At 70.7% G+C, this 16,286-nt stretch carries 7 protein-coding genes; 5 read left to right on the top strand and 2 right to left on the bottom strand.

What is annotated here, in order from left to right:
• Positions 1 to 12: 12 nt before the first annotated feature.
• Positions 13 to 4,872: an amino acid adenylation domain-containing protein gene (locus tag ACLJN9_RS22005; RefSeq protein ID WP_410813373.1), complete on the bottom strand. Its 4,860-nt coding sequence runs from the start codon at positions 4,870 to 4,872 to the stop codon at positions 13 to 15.
• Between the two features lie 309 nt (positions 4,873 to 5,181).
• On the opposite strand from ACLJN9_RS22005, the gene ACLJN9_RS22010 reads away from it, so the two are divergent.
• The gene (locus ACLJN9_RS22010; protein WP_410813375.1) at positions 5,182 to 6,273 is read left to right on the top strand and encodes an ornithine cyclodeaminase family protein; all 1,092 of its coding nucleotides are present in this window, start codon (positions 5,182 to 5,184) and stop codon (positions 6,271 to 6,273) included.
• Positions 6,274 to 6,405: 132 nt separating this feature from the next.
• A complete protein-coding gene (locus ACLJN9_RS22015; protein WP_410813376.1) occupies positions 6,406 to 8,253 on the top strand; it encodes a glycoside hydrolase family 15 protein in 1,848 nt (615 codons plus the stop codon).
• Positions 8,254 to 8,350: 97 nt separating this feature from the next.
• Here the strand turns inward: ACLJN9_RS22015 and ACLJN9_RS22020 are convergent, their stop codons facing one another.
• Entirely contained in the window at positions 8,351 to 10,432 is a 2,082-nt protein-coding gene (locus tag ACLJN9_RS22020; protein WP_410813377.1) for a PQQ-dependent sugar dehydrogenase, read from the bottom strand.
• Between the two features lie 458 nt (positions 10,433 to 10,890).
• Between ACLJN9_RS22020 and ACLJN9_RS22025 the strand changes: the two genes are divergently transcribed.
• The 3 genes from ACLJN9_RS22025 to ACLJN9_RS22035 all read left to right on the top strand — a co-directional run bounded on the left by ACLJN9_RS22025 (position 10,891) and on the right by ACLJN9_RS22035 (position 16,142).
• The gene (locus tag ACLJN9_RS22025) at positions 10,891 to 11,718 is read left to right on the top strand and encodes a substrate-binding domain-containing protein (protein ID WP_410813378.1); all 828 of its coding nucleotides are present in this window, start codon (positions 10,891 to 10,893) and stop codon (positions 11,716 to 11,718) included.
• Positions 11,719 to 11,822: 104 nt separating this feature from the next.
• Entirely contained in the window at positions 11,823 to 12,845 is a 1,023-nt protein-coding gene (locus ACLJN9_RS22030) for a LacI family DNA-binding transcriptional regulator (RefSeq protein WP_410813379.1), read from the top strand.
• 153 nt (positions 12,846 to 12,998) lie between these two features.
• Complete coding sequence (locus ACLJN9_RS22035; protein ID WP_410813380.1) at positions 12,999 to 16,142, top strand: GH92 family glycosyl hydrolase; 3,144 nt, start codon at positions 12,999 to 13,001, stop codon at positions 16,140 to 16,142.
• Positions 16,143 to 16,286: the final 144 nt, after the last annotated feature.

Here is a 16,286-nt window from a genome sequence, read left to right on the forward strand (position 1 = left end):
TCCTTCAGCTCCTCAGGCCGAGTTGCCGTCGAGGTACGTCTCGACGTCGGCGTCGGTGAGACCGGCCACGGCCACGAACTCGGCCGCCGAGGTCTCGACGATCGGGCCGTGCTCGGCGCGCAGGGCCGCGGCGAAACCGTCCACCGTCGGGTGGGCGAAGAGCAGCCGCAACGCGACGTGGGTGTCGAGCGCCTCGCGCAGGTACGAGACGGCCCGCGTGGCCACCAACGAGTGCCCGCCGAGGTCGAAGAAGTCGTCCTCGGGAGCGGTCACCCGCACCCCGAGGACATCGGCCCAGACGAGGGCGACGGCCTCCTCCACCACGGTGAGCGGCCGGGAGGCGCCCCGCCTGGTGGGGGTCGCCTCGTTCGGCTCGGGCAGCCCGCGCCGGTCCACCTTGCCGTTGGGGCTCAGTGGCAGCTCGTCCAACGACACGAAGATCGATGGCACCATGTGGTCGGGCAGCTCGGCGGCGGCGTACGCCCGCACGTCCGTCATCTCCAGGCCGGCGACACCGACCACGTACGCCACCAGCCGACGGTCACCGCCGGGCGGGGTCTGCGGGACGACCACCGCCTCCCGGACACCCGGATGCCGCGCCAGCACGGCCTCGACCTCACCGGGCTCGACCCGGTTACCGCGGATCTTCACCTGGTGGTCGGCCCGGCTGAGAAACTCGAAGACACCGTCGGCCCGCTCCCGCACGAGGTCCCCGGTGCGGTAGAGGCGCCCGCCCGGCGTCCAGGGGTCGGGCTGGAACCGGTCGGCGGTCAGGCCGGGCCGGCGGTAGTAGCCGCGGGCCAGTCCCACGCCGCCGACGAACAGCTCACCGGGAAGCCCCACCGGCACCGGCTCCCCGGCCCGGTCGAGCACGCGCAGCACGGCGTTGGTCATCGCCGCGCCGACGGGCACCACCGCCGGCCACCGCGCCGGGTCACCCCGGAGGATGTGGAAGTTGGACAGGTGCGTCTCGGTCGGGCCGTAGTGGTTGTGCAGGACGCCGTCGGGAAGTGCGGCGAGGAACTCGGCCACCTGCGGTGTCACCTGCAACTGCTCGCCCGCCGCCACCACGTCGCGCAGCGCGTGCGGCGTCGGGCCGCGCCGCGCCTCGAGGGCCAGGTGCTGCAGGACAGCGAACGGTATGAAGATCCGCTCGACGGCGGCCTTGTCGAGCAACGTCAGCAGCGCCGCCATGTCACGCCGGTCGTCCTCGCCGACGAGCACCAGGGTGCCACCGGTCGCCAGCGTCACGAAGAACTCCTGCACCGACACGTCGAAGCTGAGCGCGGCGAACTGCAGCACGCGGGCCGGGTGGCCGAGTTCGGCCCCGCTGACGTGCGCGGCGACGAGGTGCGCCAGCATCCGGTGCGGCTGCGCCACGGCCTTCGGGCGCCCCGTGGAGCCCGACGTGAACAACACGTAGGCGAGGTTGTCCAGCCCGACGGGGGCGGCGACCGGGTCGGTGGGCATCTGCTCGATCGTGGGCCACTCGTCGTCGAGGACGACGACACGGGCGTCGCCCGCGTCGAGTCGGTCGGCCAGGTGTCGGCGGGTCACGACGACCGCCGGCCGCGCCTCGCCGAGCATCAGCGCGATCCGCGCCGCCGGGTAGGCCGGGTCGATCGGCAGGTAGGCGCCGCCGGCCTTCAGCGCGCCGAGGATCGCGACCGGTACGTCCAACGACCGCTCGAGGTAGAGGGCCACCACGACCTCCGCCCCGACCCCGAGAGCACGCAGGTGGTGCGCGAGCTGGTTGGTCCGCCGGTCCAGTTCGGCGTAGGTCAGCGCGGCGGAGCCGTACTCGACAGCCACCGCGCCCGGCACGGCACGAGCCCGCTCGGCGATCATCTCGTGGACGCACGTCGGCGACCACGGCGCGGTCACCGGGCCGGCCGCGAACCGGGCCAGCTCGGGCGGGGTGAGCAGCGGCAGCCGGGACAGCGGCGTGGCCGGCTCGGCGGTGGCGCCCGCGAGGATCGTCTCGTAGTGGCCCAGCAGCCGGTGCACCGTGTCCGGCTCGAACAGCTCGGTCGCGTACTCCGCGGTGAGCACGGTCTCGTTGCCGATCCGGTCGACGAACAGCACCAGCTCGAATCGCGCGTAGCCGTTGTCCGGCTCCTCGGCGAAGCTCACCCGCGCGCCGCCGGCGCCGAGCGTGACGGTCGGCGTCGGCACGTTCATCATCACGAAGAGCGTCTCGAACAGCGGGTTCCGGTCGCCGCGGGGGGTGTGGTGCACCTCCTGCACGATGCGTTCCAGCGGCACGCTGGCGTGCGCCGTCGCGTCGAGCGCCACCGCGCGTACCCGGGTCACCAGGTCGGCGAAGGTCGGGTCGCCGGTGAGGTCGGTGCGCAGCGGAAGCGTGTTGGTGAAGAACCCGATGAGGGGCTCGGCGTCCGGATGGTCACGGCCGGCCACCGGCACGCCGGTGACGATGTCCTCGCGGCCGGTGTAGCGGTGCAGCAACGCCTGGAACGCCGCGAACAGCACCATGAACGGGCTGGCCCGGTGCGCGCCGGCCAGCGCCGCCACCCGCTCCGGAAGACCCGGCGGCAGCGTACGCCGGACCTTGGCGCCGTGCCCGCTGCGAACGCCGGCCGGACGCTGGCCGACGGGCAGCTCGGGCGGTTCGGGCGGCGCGTGGAGCGCCGAGCGCCACCAGGCGACGTGGCGCTCGTCGGTGCGCGTCGCCGCCGCGGCGTACTGGCAGCTCAGCGGTGGCAGGCCGTCGGGTGCTCCGTACAGCGCGGCCACCTCGTCGAGCAGCACGCCCACCGACCAGCCGTCGAAGGCGATGTGGTGCACGGTGAGGAGCAGCTCGGACCGGTCGTCGGCCCGACGCGCGAGCACCGCCCGCAGGACCGGCCCGCTCGCCAGGTCGAACGGCTCCCGCGCCGCGGCGTCGAGCGCGGCGTCGCGGCGCGTGCTCGTCGCCGCGTCGCCGCCGCGAGCATCCACCGTCTGAAACGGCACCGGCCGCGGCGGGTCGACCACCTGCCAGGGCACTCCCCCGGTCACGCCGTAGCGGGTGCGCAGCACCGCGTGCCGGGCCACCACCGCGTCGAGCGCCCGGGCGAGCGCCGCCGCGTCGACCGGCCCGTCGATGGTGAACAGCAGGGGTACGTTGTAGCGCGCGCTGCCCGGGACCATCTGCTCCAGGAACCAGACCCGCTGCTGCTGCTCGGTGAGCGGTCGCGGGCCGACGTCACCGACCTCGGGGGCGGCGGGGGCGTCGCCCGGTGTGTACGGGGTGAGCGCCACCGCGATGTCGGTGAGCCGCGGGGTGGCGAACACCTGCCCGATGCTGAGCGACGAACCGAACCGCCGACGTACGGCGGTGACGAGCCGGGCCGCCGAGAGCGAGTCGCCGCCAGCGGCGAAGAAGTCCGCGTCGGCGGCCACGTCGTACCCCAGGATCTCACCGCAGAGCTCGGCCAGCTCGCCCGGCGTCACGCGGTGGGCGGTGGCCGCGCTCGTCGCCAGTTCCGTGGCCGCGGCGGCGCGCAGCGCCGGCAGGTCGACCTTGCCGCCGGGGCCGACCGGAAACGCGCCGAGAGTCACGACGGCCGTCGGCACCATGTGCGCGGGCAGCCTCGCGGCGAGTGCCGTACGGGCAGCCGCGGGATCGACCGTCCCGGCCGCGCGGACACACAGCACCAGGTCGGCGCCGAGGGGGAACGCCCGAGCGTCCGTGCCGGGCAGGGCGGCGAGGGCCGCCGCCTCGATGTCGCCCGGCTCGACGCGATAACCGTTGACCGAGAACTGGTCGTCCGTCCTGCCGACGAAGGTGAACCCGTCCGGAGTGGTCGCGACCAGGTCGCCGGTGCGGTACCAGCGGCGGGGGGCGCCGTCCAGGTCGAGCGTCACGAACCGCTCGGCGGTGAGGTCGGGCCGGCCCCGGTATCCGAACGCCAGCCCCTCCCCGCCCAGCAGGAGCCCGCCGCCGTCGACCGCCACGGCCACGCCCGGCAACGGCCGACCGATCGGCACCGGTCCGTCGACCGGCCCGCTGAACTCGTGCACCAGCGAGGTGATCGTCGCCTCGGTGACCCCGTACGCGTTGACCAGCCGTGGCGGATGCGCCAGCCCGAACCACGCGGCGATCGCCTCCGCCGGGAGCGGCTCGCTGCCGGCGACGGCCAGCCGCAACGCCGCCGGCCGACCGACCGGACCCGCGGCGAGGTGCGCCGCCCAGCCCGCGAAGTACGACGCCGGCAGGTTCACCACCGAGACACCGACCGCGTCGACGGCCGCGGTGAACGCGGCATAGCCCGTGGCACCCAGCGTCCTGTCGAGCACGACGACCGTCCCGCCGTGCGCCAGCGTCGGCCAAATCTCCTCGGCAGAGACGTCGAACGCGAGTGAGGCGACGTGCGCGACCCGGTCCTCCGGGCCGAGCCCGAAGGCCTCACCCACCGCGGCGACGTGCCAGTCGAGCGCGGCGCGGCCCACCTCGACCGCCTTGGGCACGCCCGTCGTGCCCGAGGTGAACGCGAGGTACGCGACGTCGGGCGCCGGCGTGGCCGAACTCCGCCGGGCAAGGGGTGCCTCCCCGTCGAGCACGTACGCCACACCGGCCACGTCGAGCATCGTCGCGACGCGCGCCGGCGGCGTCGACGGATCGATGGCCAGGTATGCGCCACCGGCGAGCATCGTGCCGAGCAGCGCGGCGATCGCCTCGGGACCTCGCCCGGCGACGACCGCGACCACGTCGTCCGCGTGCAGCCCGGCGTCCGTCAGCCGGCTGGCGACGTCGCGCGCCCGGTCGTGCAACTCAGCGTACGACCAAATTTGTCCACCGTGTACGGTTGCCGTCCTGTTTGGATCCTTTCGGATCCATGCCTCGACCTGCTGGATCATCGCTGACGTCATCCCTGGTCCCCCCTACCCGATCGCGACCCTACGGGGACCGGGCAAGCATCGGTAGGACCTCGATGGCTGAACTGTGCTGGCTGTAAATCCGAGGAAATCATCGTCGTGACGGGTGAAATCCATCGATCCGTGGCTCACGGGTGAGGGTCACGTACCGGATCGTCGGCCGACCACTGACCTGTCGGGTGACACTCGCGACGGGTGGGCCGGCCATACGATGGGCGGCGGCCGACCGGTGGGCGCGAACAGCTCGCCAGACATCGATGGATTACGCAGCCTTTGCAGCCGGCTGCCCGGAGGGAGTGTCAGGTGACCCGATCGTCCGCCGACAGCATTCTGGACAATCGTCACACCCTGGTCCTCACGCAGGACGACGTCAGCAGCATCCTCGAGATCTGCGGACGCGATCGAGTCATGGACCTGATGATCGAAAGCCTTCTCCAGACCCTGCCACTGGCGTACCGGATGGCCATCGGCACGCCCTCGCGGGACGGCTTCCGGCGATGTGAGGCCGGCTCGGGCGTCCTCGAATGGATGCCCCACCGCGAGCCCGGACGCTCGATCACGATCAAGACGGTGGCCTACACGCCCACCAATCCGCGGACCGTGGGACTGCCCACGATTCTGGGGACGATCGCCCGCTTCGACGACGTCACCGGTCACCTCAGCGCCATCTGCGACGGCGTACTGCTGACCGCGATCCGCACCGGCGCGGCGTCCGCGGTGGCCAGTCAGCTGCTGGCGCGGCCGGACAGCGCTGTGGTGGGGCTGGTGGGCGCCGGTGCGCAGGCGGTCACGCAGCTGCACGCGCTCACCCGTGTCTTCGACATCCGCCGGGTCCTCGTCCACGACGTCGAACCCGCGCACAGCGGCAGCTTCGCCGACCGCGTCGCCTTCCTGGGGCTCGACGTGCGGGTTGCCGCACTCGACGAGGTCGAGTCGAGAGCCGACATCATCTGCACCGCCACCTCCGTGGGGGTCGGGGCGGGCCCGGTGCTGATCGCCCGAAGGCTGCAACCACACGTACACGTCAATGCCGTCGGCGCGGACCTGCCCGGCAAGGTGGAGTTGCCGGTGGACCTGCTGCGATCCGCCTACGTCGTTCCCGACCACCTCGGGCAGGCCCATCGCGAGGGAGAGTGCCAGCAACTCACTCCCGCCGAGATCGGGCCCGAACTGTCCGCTCTGCTCGCGCGTCCGGAGGAGGCGGTTCGGCGCCGGAACGGCAGGACCGTCTTCGACTCGACGGGGTTCGCCCTCGAGGACCACATCGCAGTCGACGTGTTCCTCGAACTCGCCGCCCAGCACGGCCTCGGCCAGCAGATTCGGCTGGAGAGCCTACCGACGGACGCGCTGAACCCGTACGCCGTCAGCGTGCTCGCAGGTGCGTCGAACGCGTGACCTCGCGATGATTTCGTGGCGCGCCTGGCGCGCCGGGAAGCGCGAGAGGGTGGCTGATCACGAATCGGGCCTGACCCGACAGTTCGTCCCTTAGGTTACTGCGCAGGAGGCTGTCGAAACCCGGGGGGGCGAGTGGAGAGCTATCCGGCGATCGAGGATCACGGGCTCATCGGCGACCTGCAGACCGCCGCTCTGGTGACGTGCGACGGAACGGTCGACTGGTTCTGCGCGCCGCGCTTCGACTCGCCGAGCATCTTCGCCGCCCTGCTGGACAAGGAGAAGGGTGGCTACTTCCGTATCGCCCCGCACGACGTCCGGTACGTCACCAAGCAGCTCTACCTGCCCGGCACTCCGATCCTGATCACCCGGTTCATCAGCGCGGACGGCGTCGCCGAGGTGATGGACTTCATGCCGGTCACCGGCGATCGGGCCACCGACGCGCACCGCCTGGTCCGCATGGTCACCATGGTCCGGGGCAGCATGCGGTTCCGGGTGGAGTGCCGGCCCCGGTTCGACTACGCCCGGGAGAAGCACCACCTGGAGCGCCACCCCAACGGGTACGTCTTCCGCAGCCGGTCGGCGGCGCTCACCTTCCACCCGGTCGACCCGGTGCGGCAGTTGATCTCACAGGGAGGCGACGTCCGTCTGGAGGACGGCGACCTGGTCGCGTACGGCACCCTGAACGAGGGTGACACCGGTGGGGTGGTCCTGGAGACGACCGGCGCGGAGCCGCGGATCATTCCGCCGGCCGAGGTCCAGGGGATGTTCGAGTGGACCCGGGACTACTGGCGGCGCTGGGTCGAGCGGTCCCGCTACACGGGGCGGTGGCGGGAGATGGTCGAGCGCTCGGCCATCACGCTGAAGCTCATGACGTACGCGCCGACCGGCGCGATGATCGCCGCGCCCACCGCCGCGCTGCCCGAGCTGGTCGGCGGCACCCGCAACTGGGACTACCGCTACACCTGGGTACGCGACACGTCGTTCTCGGTGCACGCGCTGCTCGGCCTCGGCTTCACGGAGGAGGTCAGCCGGTACATGAACTGGCTGGACGAGCGGATCCGCGAGGCCGGTGACCACCAGGACCCGCTGAAGATCATGTATCGGGTCGACGGCTCATCCGACCTGCACGAGGAGATTCTCGACCACCTGGAGGGCTACCGCGGCTCCCGACCGGTGCGGATCGGCAACGGCGCCGCCGACCAGGTCCAACTCGACATCCACGGCGAGGCCCTCTACGCCATGCATCTCGCCGACGAGCAGGGCATCCGCGTCTCGCACCAGGTGTGGAAGAGCACCGTCCGGCTCGTCGACTGGCTCTGCCAGCACTGGGACCAGGCCGACGCCGGCATCTGGGAGAGCCGCCACCACCCCCGCAACTACACCTTCGGCCGGGTGATGTCCTGGGTCGCGCTGGACCGGGCCATCCGCCTCGCCACCCGCTCCGGTCGCCCCGGGGACACCACCCGCTGGGCCGAGCAGCGCAACCGGATCTACGACCAGGTCATGGCCCGCGGATACCACCGGGAACGCGGCAGTTTCGTGCAGGCGTACGACGAGAACGTGCTGGACGCGGCGCTGCTGGCCATGCCGGCGGTCGGCTTCGTGACGCCGAGCGACCCACTCTGGCAGTCCACCCTGAGCGTGATCGAGCGTGAGCTGGTCTCCGACAGCCTCGTCCACCGGTACGACCCGGTCCACTCCCCCGACGGCCTTCCCGGGCACGAGGGCACCTTCAACATGTGCACGTTCTGGTACGTCGAGGCGCTGGCCCGCTCCGGTCGCCTGGACGACGCCCGCCTCACCTTCGAGAAGATGTTCACCTTCAGCAACCACCTTGGCCTGTACGCCGAGGAGATCGCCGCGACCGGTGAGCAGATCGGCAACTACCCGCAGGCGTTCAGCCACCTCTCTCTGATCAACTCGGCGCTGGCGCTGAACGACCTGCTCGACGTCGAGGCCGACGCCCGGCGCCGCCGGTAGGGCGGCCGCGGCTCTCGGGATGGAGCAACGTCTGCCGCGCGTGCCGCCGCCGACGGTCCTCGCACCGTCCGAGGACCGCCGGCGGACAGCCGCCTGGCTAACTGCCGAGCGTGACGTGCAGGATCTTCTCGTTACTGTTGTTCGGGGTGCTGTCCTTGTCACCGAGGTTCGTGGTGGTCAGCCAGAGGCCTCCGTCGGGGGCGGGTTCCACGGTGCGAAGGCGGCCGTAGGTGCCGTTGAAGTAGGTCTGCACATTCGTCAGGCTTCCGCCGCTGATCACCGCGCGGTACATCCGAGCGCCCCGGGCGCAGGCCACGTAGAGCGCGTCGCGCACGATGGCTATGCCGGAGCAGGAACCGTCGGCGGTCGGGTAGGTACGTGCCGGCGCGACGAACCCGGGTGTGTTGCAGGTGCCGCTGGTGCCCTCACACGCCGGCCAGCCGTAGTTGCCGCCCTTGGTGATCAGGTTGGTCTCGTCCATGATCGCGTTGCCGAACTCCTGCTCCCACAGCCGACCCTGTGAGTCGAACGCCAGCCCCTGCGGGTTGCGGTGGCCGTAGCTCCACACGTAGTTGCCGAACGGGTTGTCCGAGGGGACGCTGCCGTCCGGGTTGAGTCGCAGGACCTTGCCCTCGAGGCTCGACCTGTCCTGGGCGTAGTTGCCGTTCTGCGCGTCACCCGTGCTGGCGTAGAGCTTGCCGTCCGGGCCGAACCGCAGGCGACCGCCGTCGTGGAACTTGTTGCGCCGGATCCCGCTGACCAGGACCTGCTCGGAGGCGGTGGTGAGCCGGTCGTTCTCGATCTTGATTCGGACGATCCGGTTGTCGCTCGGCGAGGTGTGCATGATGTACAGCCAGCGGTCGCTGGCGAAGCCGGCCGAGATCGCCAGGCCGAGGAGGCCGCCCTCGCCGTCGGTGCTCTGCACGTTGGGCACGGTGCCCACGGTGGTCTTCGCCCCGGTGGTGGGGTTGAGATGGATGATGTCGTGCGCGTCGCGGCGGTTGTAGAGAACGGTGCCGTCCGGCAGGGTGACCAGCCCCCACGGGATGTCGGTGTCGGTGGCGACCTGTCGCACCGTGCACACCGCACTGCCGCACGCCGCCCCGGTGGTCACCGTGACGGTGTTGCTACGCGCCGAGGCGTTGTCCTGCGCGTCGCGAGCGACCACCTGGTACTGGTAGCTCCGGTTGGCGGCCAGCCCGCTGTCGATGAAGGTGGTGGACGGAGGGGTGCCGGTGACCGTGCCGACCTTCGCGCCGTCCCGGAAGATGTCGTAGGCGCGGACCCCGATGTTGTCCGTCGACGCCGTCCAGCGCAGCGTCACGGTGGTGCCCGAGGCCGATCCGGTGAGCTGTGTCGGTGCCGTTGGCGGCACGGTGTCGGCCTGGCACTGCGGTGGGGTGATGGTCACCGTGGCACTGGCCTGCGACACGTTGCCGGCGGCGTCGCGTGCGTTGACGTACAGGCCCCACGTCGCTCCGGGCACCACCGTCAGACTGGTGGACAGCGTGCCGCCGTTCACCGACTTCATCAACTGGCCGTCGTGGTAGATGTCGTAGAACGCCACGCCGACGTTGTCGGTCGAGGCGTTCCACGTGAACGTCACGGAGTTGCAGGTCAGGCCGCTCACCCGTGGGCTCGCCGGCACCGAGGGCGGCTGACTGTCGGCACTGCCCAGGGACGTCGTCCATCGCTGGTTGGCCTGCCCGTTGCAGGTCCAGAGGCCGACCACCGTGCCGTTGGTGGTGCCGGCGGCGGTCACGTCCAGACACAGGCCCGACTGCACACCGACGATCGTGCCGTCGGCGTTGATCCGCCAGCGCTGGTTGTCACCGCCGTTGCAGCCGTAGATCTGCACCGCGGCCGGCGCCGTGGTGTCCCGACCGACCACGTCCAGGCACGTCGTCGAGTCGTACACCCGCAACTCGCCGGCCGCGGTGAAGGTCCAGGCCTGGTTGGCCTGTCCGTTGCAGTCGTAGATGTTGATCCCCGCACCGGCCGTCCGGGAATTGCCCACCACATCCAGGCAGCGCCCGGAGGCGGCACCGACCACTGTCGACGGGCCCGCCGCCGAAGCGGGGACACCGATCGCCACCGTCAACAGCGTCACCGCGGCCACGGCTGCCGCCACCATCCGTGGGCGCGAGCGCCACGGTGCCGTCCATGCGAACATTCGCATTCGTCCTCCAGGGTTGAGTCGTCGTAGGGACGCCGACCACGACCGGTCCATCGCGTTGACCAGCGCTGGGCACCGCTGTCGTGGCACTCGCCGAGTTCAACGAGCGTCCCGATGGTGCCGGCGGTGCGTCCACCGGCACGGCCCGCCGGAAAAGGGCCGCACATGAAGCGACAGAACTAATCAGATACGACCGTCAATCGATTGTCAACGATGTCACACGACGGTGACGATCCGCCGCCGGGGTGACCCGGGATGTCCGCCCCGGAGGACGGAGACCGGTGGTCGCGCTCCCACGTATGTCGACGCGTTTCGGCTGGCCCGGCGGCAGGAAAATCGATCAGGTACGTTGACTCCGTCAGCGCTCTGATCGTCGTCTGTCGATGCTGTGGTCGCCCCGGTCGGGCAACGCGAGGCGGCTGGAGGTCAGACGTCGCGCCCGTCACCGAGGAGCCCGCGGAATGCCGAGGCGACCCGACCAGGCCACCGGGACCATCGCGCTGGTGATCGAGGACCCGGCCAATCCCTTCTGGTCGGCCATCACCCGGGGGGTGGAGGAGATCGCCCGCCGGCATCAGCACGTGCTGGTCGTCGGCAGCACCGGGCTGCGCTTCGAGGAGGAGCGCCACCTCCTGCGCGACCTGGTGCGTCGACGGGTCGACGGACTGCTGGTGACGCCGACCGCTCACGACCATGTCGAGCTGCACGCGGAGCTGGCTCACCGGGTACCGATGGTCTTCATCGACCGCACACCGGCCGGGGTCCTGACGGACTCGGTGATCCTGGACAACGTCGGGGGTGCGCACCAGGCGGTGAGCCACCTGGTGTCCTGCGGACACCGCCGGATCGGCTACATCGGTGGCGACCCGGCCGTGGGCACCGGAGCCGGCCGCCGAGCCGGCTACCGCCGGGCGCTGCAGGACGCCGGCCTGCCCTACGACCCAGCGCTGGTCAGTCTGGACGTCCACACCGTGTCGGGAGCCCGTGACGCAGCAGCCAGACTGCTGACCGGGCCGGCGCCCGCGACCGCGATCTTCGCCGACAACAATCGGATCTGCCTCGGCGTCCTGCAGATCGTCGACCAGCGCGGGCCCTCGGTCGACGTGGCGGGCTTCGACGACGTGGAACTTGCCGACCTGCTGTCGCACCCGGTGGCGCTGGTCACCTACGACGGCGTCGAGCTGGGCCGGCAGGCGGCGCAGCTGCTCTTCCGGCGGATCGGCGGCAGCACCGAACCCATCGCCCGGGTGCTGCTGCCGACGACGCTCGAACTGCGCGGCGGCCGATAGGCAACGTCGACCCCGCCCGCCCCTGCCGCGCATGCCGCCGGTGACCTCACCGGGCCGGCGACGGACGGGCCGCCAGGTGCGGCATCGATGCGATAATTCCTGCCATGACCGACGATCGCCCGCCCGGCCGGCCGAGCCTCACGCAGGTTGCGGCGCTGTCGGGCGTGTCGGTGAAGACGGCGTCCAGGGCGTTGGGCGGTGAGCCCCGCGTGGCTGAGCAGACCCGCACGCGGGTGCAGCAGGCGGCCGACCAACTCGGCTACCGACTGAACGGCGTCGCCCGCGAGCTGCGTCGGGGCGCCAACACCTCCACACTGGTGGGTCTGCTCACCGGCGACCTGGCCAATCCGTTCTACTCCCGGCTGGCCAGCGGGCTCGAACGTGAACTGCGCAGGCACGGCCTCCAACTGATCACCGCCAGCACCGACGAGGACCCGGAGTGGGAAAGCCGCCTGATCGACACCCTGCTCGAGCGGCGGGTGCGGGCACTCGTGATCGCCTCGGCCGCGGCTGAGCACGGTCACCTCGCATCGGAGCACCGCCACGGCATCCCGTTCATCTTCGTGGACCGTCCTCCGGTCAACCTGACCGCGGACGTCGTCCTGCTGGACAACCACGACGGCGCGCGGCAGGCCGGTGCGCACCTCGTCGCTGCCGGGCACCGGCGCATCGGCGTGATCGGGGACCTGTCCCGGCTGACCACCAACCGCGACCGCGTGGCAGGGTTCGCCCGCGCGATGGCGACCGCAGGGATCTCCGACTGGGCCGACTTCCTCGTGGAGAACGCGCACGACGTCGCGGCAGCGGAACGGGCGGTACGCGAGCTGCTCGGCCGCACCTCTCCCCCGACCGCCCTGTTCACCACGAACAACCGGATCACCAACGGTGCGCTCCGGGCACTACGCGGCCACACGGCACCCCCCGCACTGATCGGCTTCGACGACCTCGATCTCGGCGAGCTGCTGGGAGTCAGCGTCATCGCACACGACACGGAGCAGATGGGACAGCGGGCGGCGCAGCTGCTGTTGGACCGGATCAACGGCGACGCCGGCCCGGCTCGGCGCGCGGTGATCCCGACCCGGTTGCTGGCCCGCGGCTCCGGGGAGCGCTCGCCCGTCGACCGGTAGGGCCGAGCAGCCCTCCGCTGGGCAGGCGTGCGTTCCCGGGATGCCGCAACGCATTGACACCTGTCGTCAAAGGGACTACATATCAATTCGACGTTGTTCGATGACAACGTTGTCGCGGGAGTCGCTCATTCGAGCCCCCAAGGAGGACCCCACATGCTCCGATCAGGCCCGTCCCGTCTGCTCAGCCTGCTGGCCACCGCCGTCACCGGCACGTCCCTGCTCGTCGCCGTCGCCTCGCCCGCCACGGCCGCGCCCCTCAACCTGACCGGCTACGTCAACCCGTTCATCGGGACCGACGACAGCAACGCACCCAACCCCGTCGGAGGCGGCGCCGGCGGCAGCACCGTCCCCGGCCCGGTGCAACCCTTCGGCATGGTCCAACTCAGCCCGGACACGCCCACCGCATCGCCCTCGGGTTACCGGTTCAGCGACACGCAGATCGAGGAGTTCAGCCTCACCCACTTCAACGGCGCCGGCTGCTCCAACAACGAGGACCTCGGCATCCTGCCGATCACCGGTGCCATCGGCGCCTCACCGGGCACCTCGTGGACGTCCTACCGTGCCACCCAGAACAAGAGCCAGGAGCAGGCCCGTCCCGGCTTCTACCAGGCCGTACTCAGTAACTACGGCAACACCAGGGTCGAGGCGTCGGCCACCACACGGACGGCTGCCCTACGGTTGACCTACCCCTCCACCAACACCGCGCGGGTGCTGATCAACACCAGCCGCAGTGCGACCGGCAGCCGGAACGGCTCGATCGCGATCAGCGGCTCCACCGTGACCGGCAGCGTCACCGGCGGTGGCTTCTGCGGCAACAGCAGGACCTACCAGATCTTCTACCGGATGGAGTTCGACCGCGCCCCGAGCGGCGTCGGGACCTGGCTCGGCGGCACCGTGAGCGCCGGCTCGTCCACCACCAGCGGCACCAACTCCGGCGGCTATCTGACCTTCGACACCTCCAGCAATCCCGTGGTGCAGGTGAAGGTCGGCATCTCGTTCGTCAGCCAGGCGGGCGCCCAGGCCAACCTCACCAGCGAGCAGTCGAACGTCGGGTTCGACACCGTACGCGCCAACGCCGACGCGCAGTGGAACGCGATCCTCAACCGGGTGCAGGCCACCGGCGGGTCCGCCACCGACCTGCAGAAGTTCTACACCGCGCTCTACCGCGTCTTCATCAACCCCAACGTGTCCAACGACGTCAACGGGCAGTACCGCGGCTTCGACAACGCCATCCACACCGCCAACCACCCCGTGTACCAGAACTACTCCGGGTGGGACATCTACCGGTCGTGGTCGGCGCTGATCGCGTTCGTCGCACCGGTGGAGGCCGCGGACATCGCCAAGTCGATGGTGCTCGACGGTCAGCAGGGCGGCCTCCTGCCCAAGTGGTCGCACAACACCAACGAGGCGTTCGTGATGAACGGTGACCCCGGACCGATCATCGTGGACAGCCTCTACCAGTTCGGTGCCCGTGACTTCGACACCGCGGCTGCTCTCGCCCTGATGGAGAAGAGCTCCAACGGTGGGACCACCCAGGGAAACGCGATCCGCGGTCGGCAGAGCGGGTACGTGCAGCGGCAGTACATCGACGGTGACCCGTCGGACTCGCTGGAGTACTCGGCGAGCGACTTCGCCGTCGCCCAGTTCGCCCGGGCGCTTGGTGACACCGCGAAGTACAACACCCACATGACGCGTGCCCAGTGGTGGCGCAACGTCTTCAACACCGAGTCGAGCTACGTCCACCGGCGCAACGCCGACGGCACCTGGCCGTGGCCGATCGACCCGGCCAGCCAGTCCGGCTACACCGAGGGCAACGCGTCGCAGTACACCTGGATGGTTCCCTACAACTTCGCCGGCCTGATCAACCTGATGGGCGGCCGGCAGACCGCCATCCAACGGCTGGACCACCACTTCACCCAGACCAACGGCGGTCAGTCGCAACCCTTCTTCTACATCGGCAACGAACCGGAGCACGGCGTCCCGTGGGCCTACCACTTCGCGGCCGCGCCGGCCGGAACCAGTGCGGCCGTCCGACGGGTGATGAACGAGTCGTTCACCACCGGCGCCGGCGGCCTGCCCGGCAACGACGACCTCGGCGCAACCTCCGCGTGGTACGTCTGGTCGGCACTGGGCATGTATCCCCCCACGCCGGGAGCCGACACGCTCGCCCTGCACGGTCCGCTCTTCCCGTCGATCCTCGTGGACCGTCCGACCGGTGACGTCCAGATCAACGGCACCGGTGCCGCGCCGGGCAATCAGTACGTCCAGAGCCTGTCGGTCAATGGCACGTCGACGCAGCGCACCTGGCTGCGGTACGGCGACATCGCCGGCGGGGCCACCCTGTCGTACAGCATGGGCAGTTCCCCCTCGTCGTGGGGCACCGACCCGGCCAACGTACCGCCGTCGTTCACCGACGGATCCACCCCACCGCCCGCCGCGCCGGAGTTGGGTGTCAACCTGGCCGCTGGCAAGCCGGCCAGCGGCTCGGCCGCGTGCGGCGCGGCGGAAGGCCCGGAGAAGGCGTTCGACGGCAGGCTCGGCAGCACCAGCAAGTGGTGTTCCCTCGCGGCCGGCACCAAGTTCCTCCAGGTGGACCTGGGGTCCAGCCAGACTGTCCGGTCCTTCGTCGTGAAACACGCCGGTCTCGGCGGCGAGAACACCGGCTGGAACACCGGCGCGTTCACCATCCAGACCAGCACCGACGGCACCACCTGGACGACGCGTACCACCGTGTCCGGCAACCGCTCCAGCCGCACGTACCACCCGATCTCGGCGGTGACCGCCCGCTACGTCCGGCTCAACGTCACCACGCCGGCCAACGACGGGAACGGCGCGGCCCGGATCGACGAGTTCGAGGTGTACGGGGCTTCCGGCCCGACCAACCTGGCGCTCAACCGGCCGGCCACCGCCGACTCCCAGTGCGCGAGCACCGAAGGGCCCGAGAAGGCAGTCAACGGCAGCACCTCCGGCGGTGTCTCCGACAAGTGGTGCTCGCTGGGCGGCACCAAGTTCCTCCGCGTCGACCTGGGGGCCAGCCACGCCATCCAGTCCGTCACCCTCTACCACGCGGGGGCCGGCGGCGAGGACAGCGCCTGGAACACCCGGGACTTCGACCTGCAGGTGTCGCCGGACGGCTCCGCCTGGACCACCGTGGCGCAGGTACGGGGCAACACGGCCAACGTCAGCACCCACCCGGTGGCGGTCAACGGCAGGTACGTGCGACTGAACGTCCTGACTCCGACGCAGACCACCGACCCGGCGGCCCGGGTCTTCGAGGTGGAGGTATTCGGCATCTGACGCGTTCGGGCGGTCGTCCGGACCGGACGACCGCCCGACAGTCAGCCCGGAGAGCCACCTTCATATATTGACACACAGCAATGAAAGGATCAGACTCGGCATTCGAGAGAGCGCTCTCTTGACTGCTCCGACACCCCCTCCGCC

Origin of the sequence: Micromonospora sp. 067-2 (assembly GCF_046549295.1) — a bacterium.
Lineage (GTDB): Bacteria > Actinomycetota > Actinomycetes > Mycobacteriales > Micromonosporaceae > Micromonospora.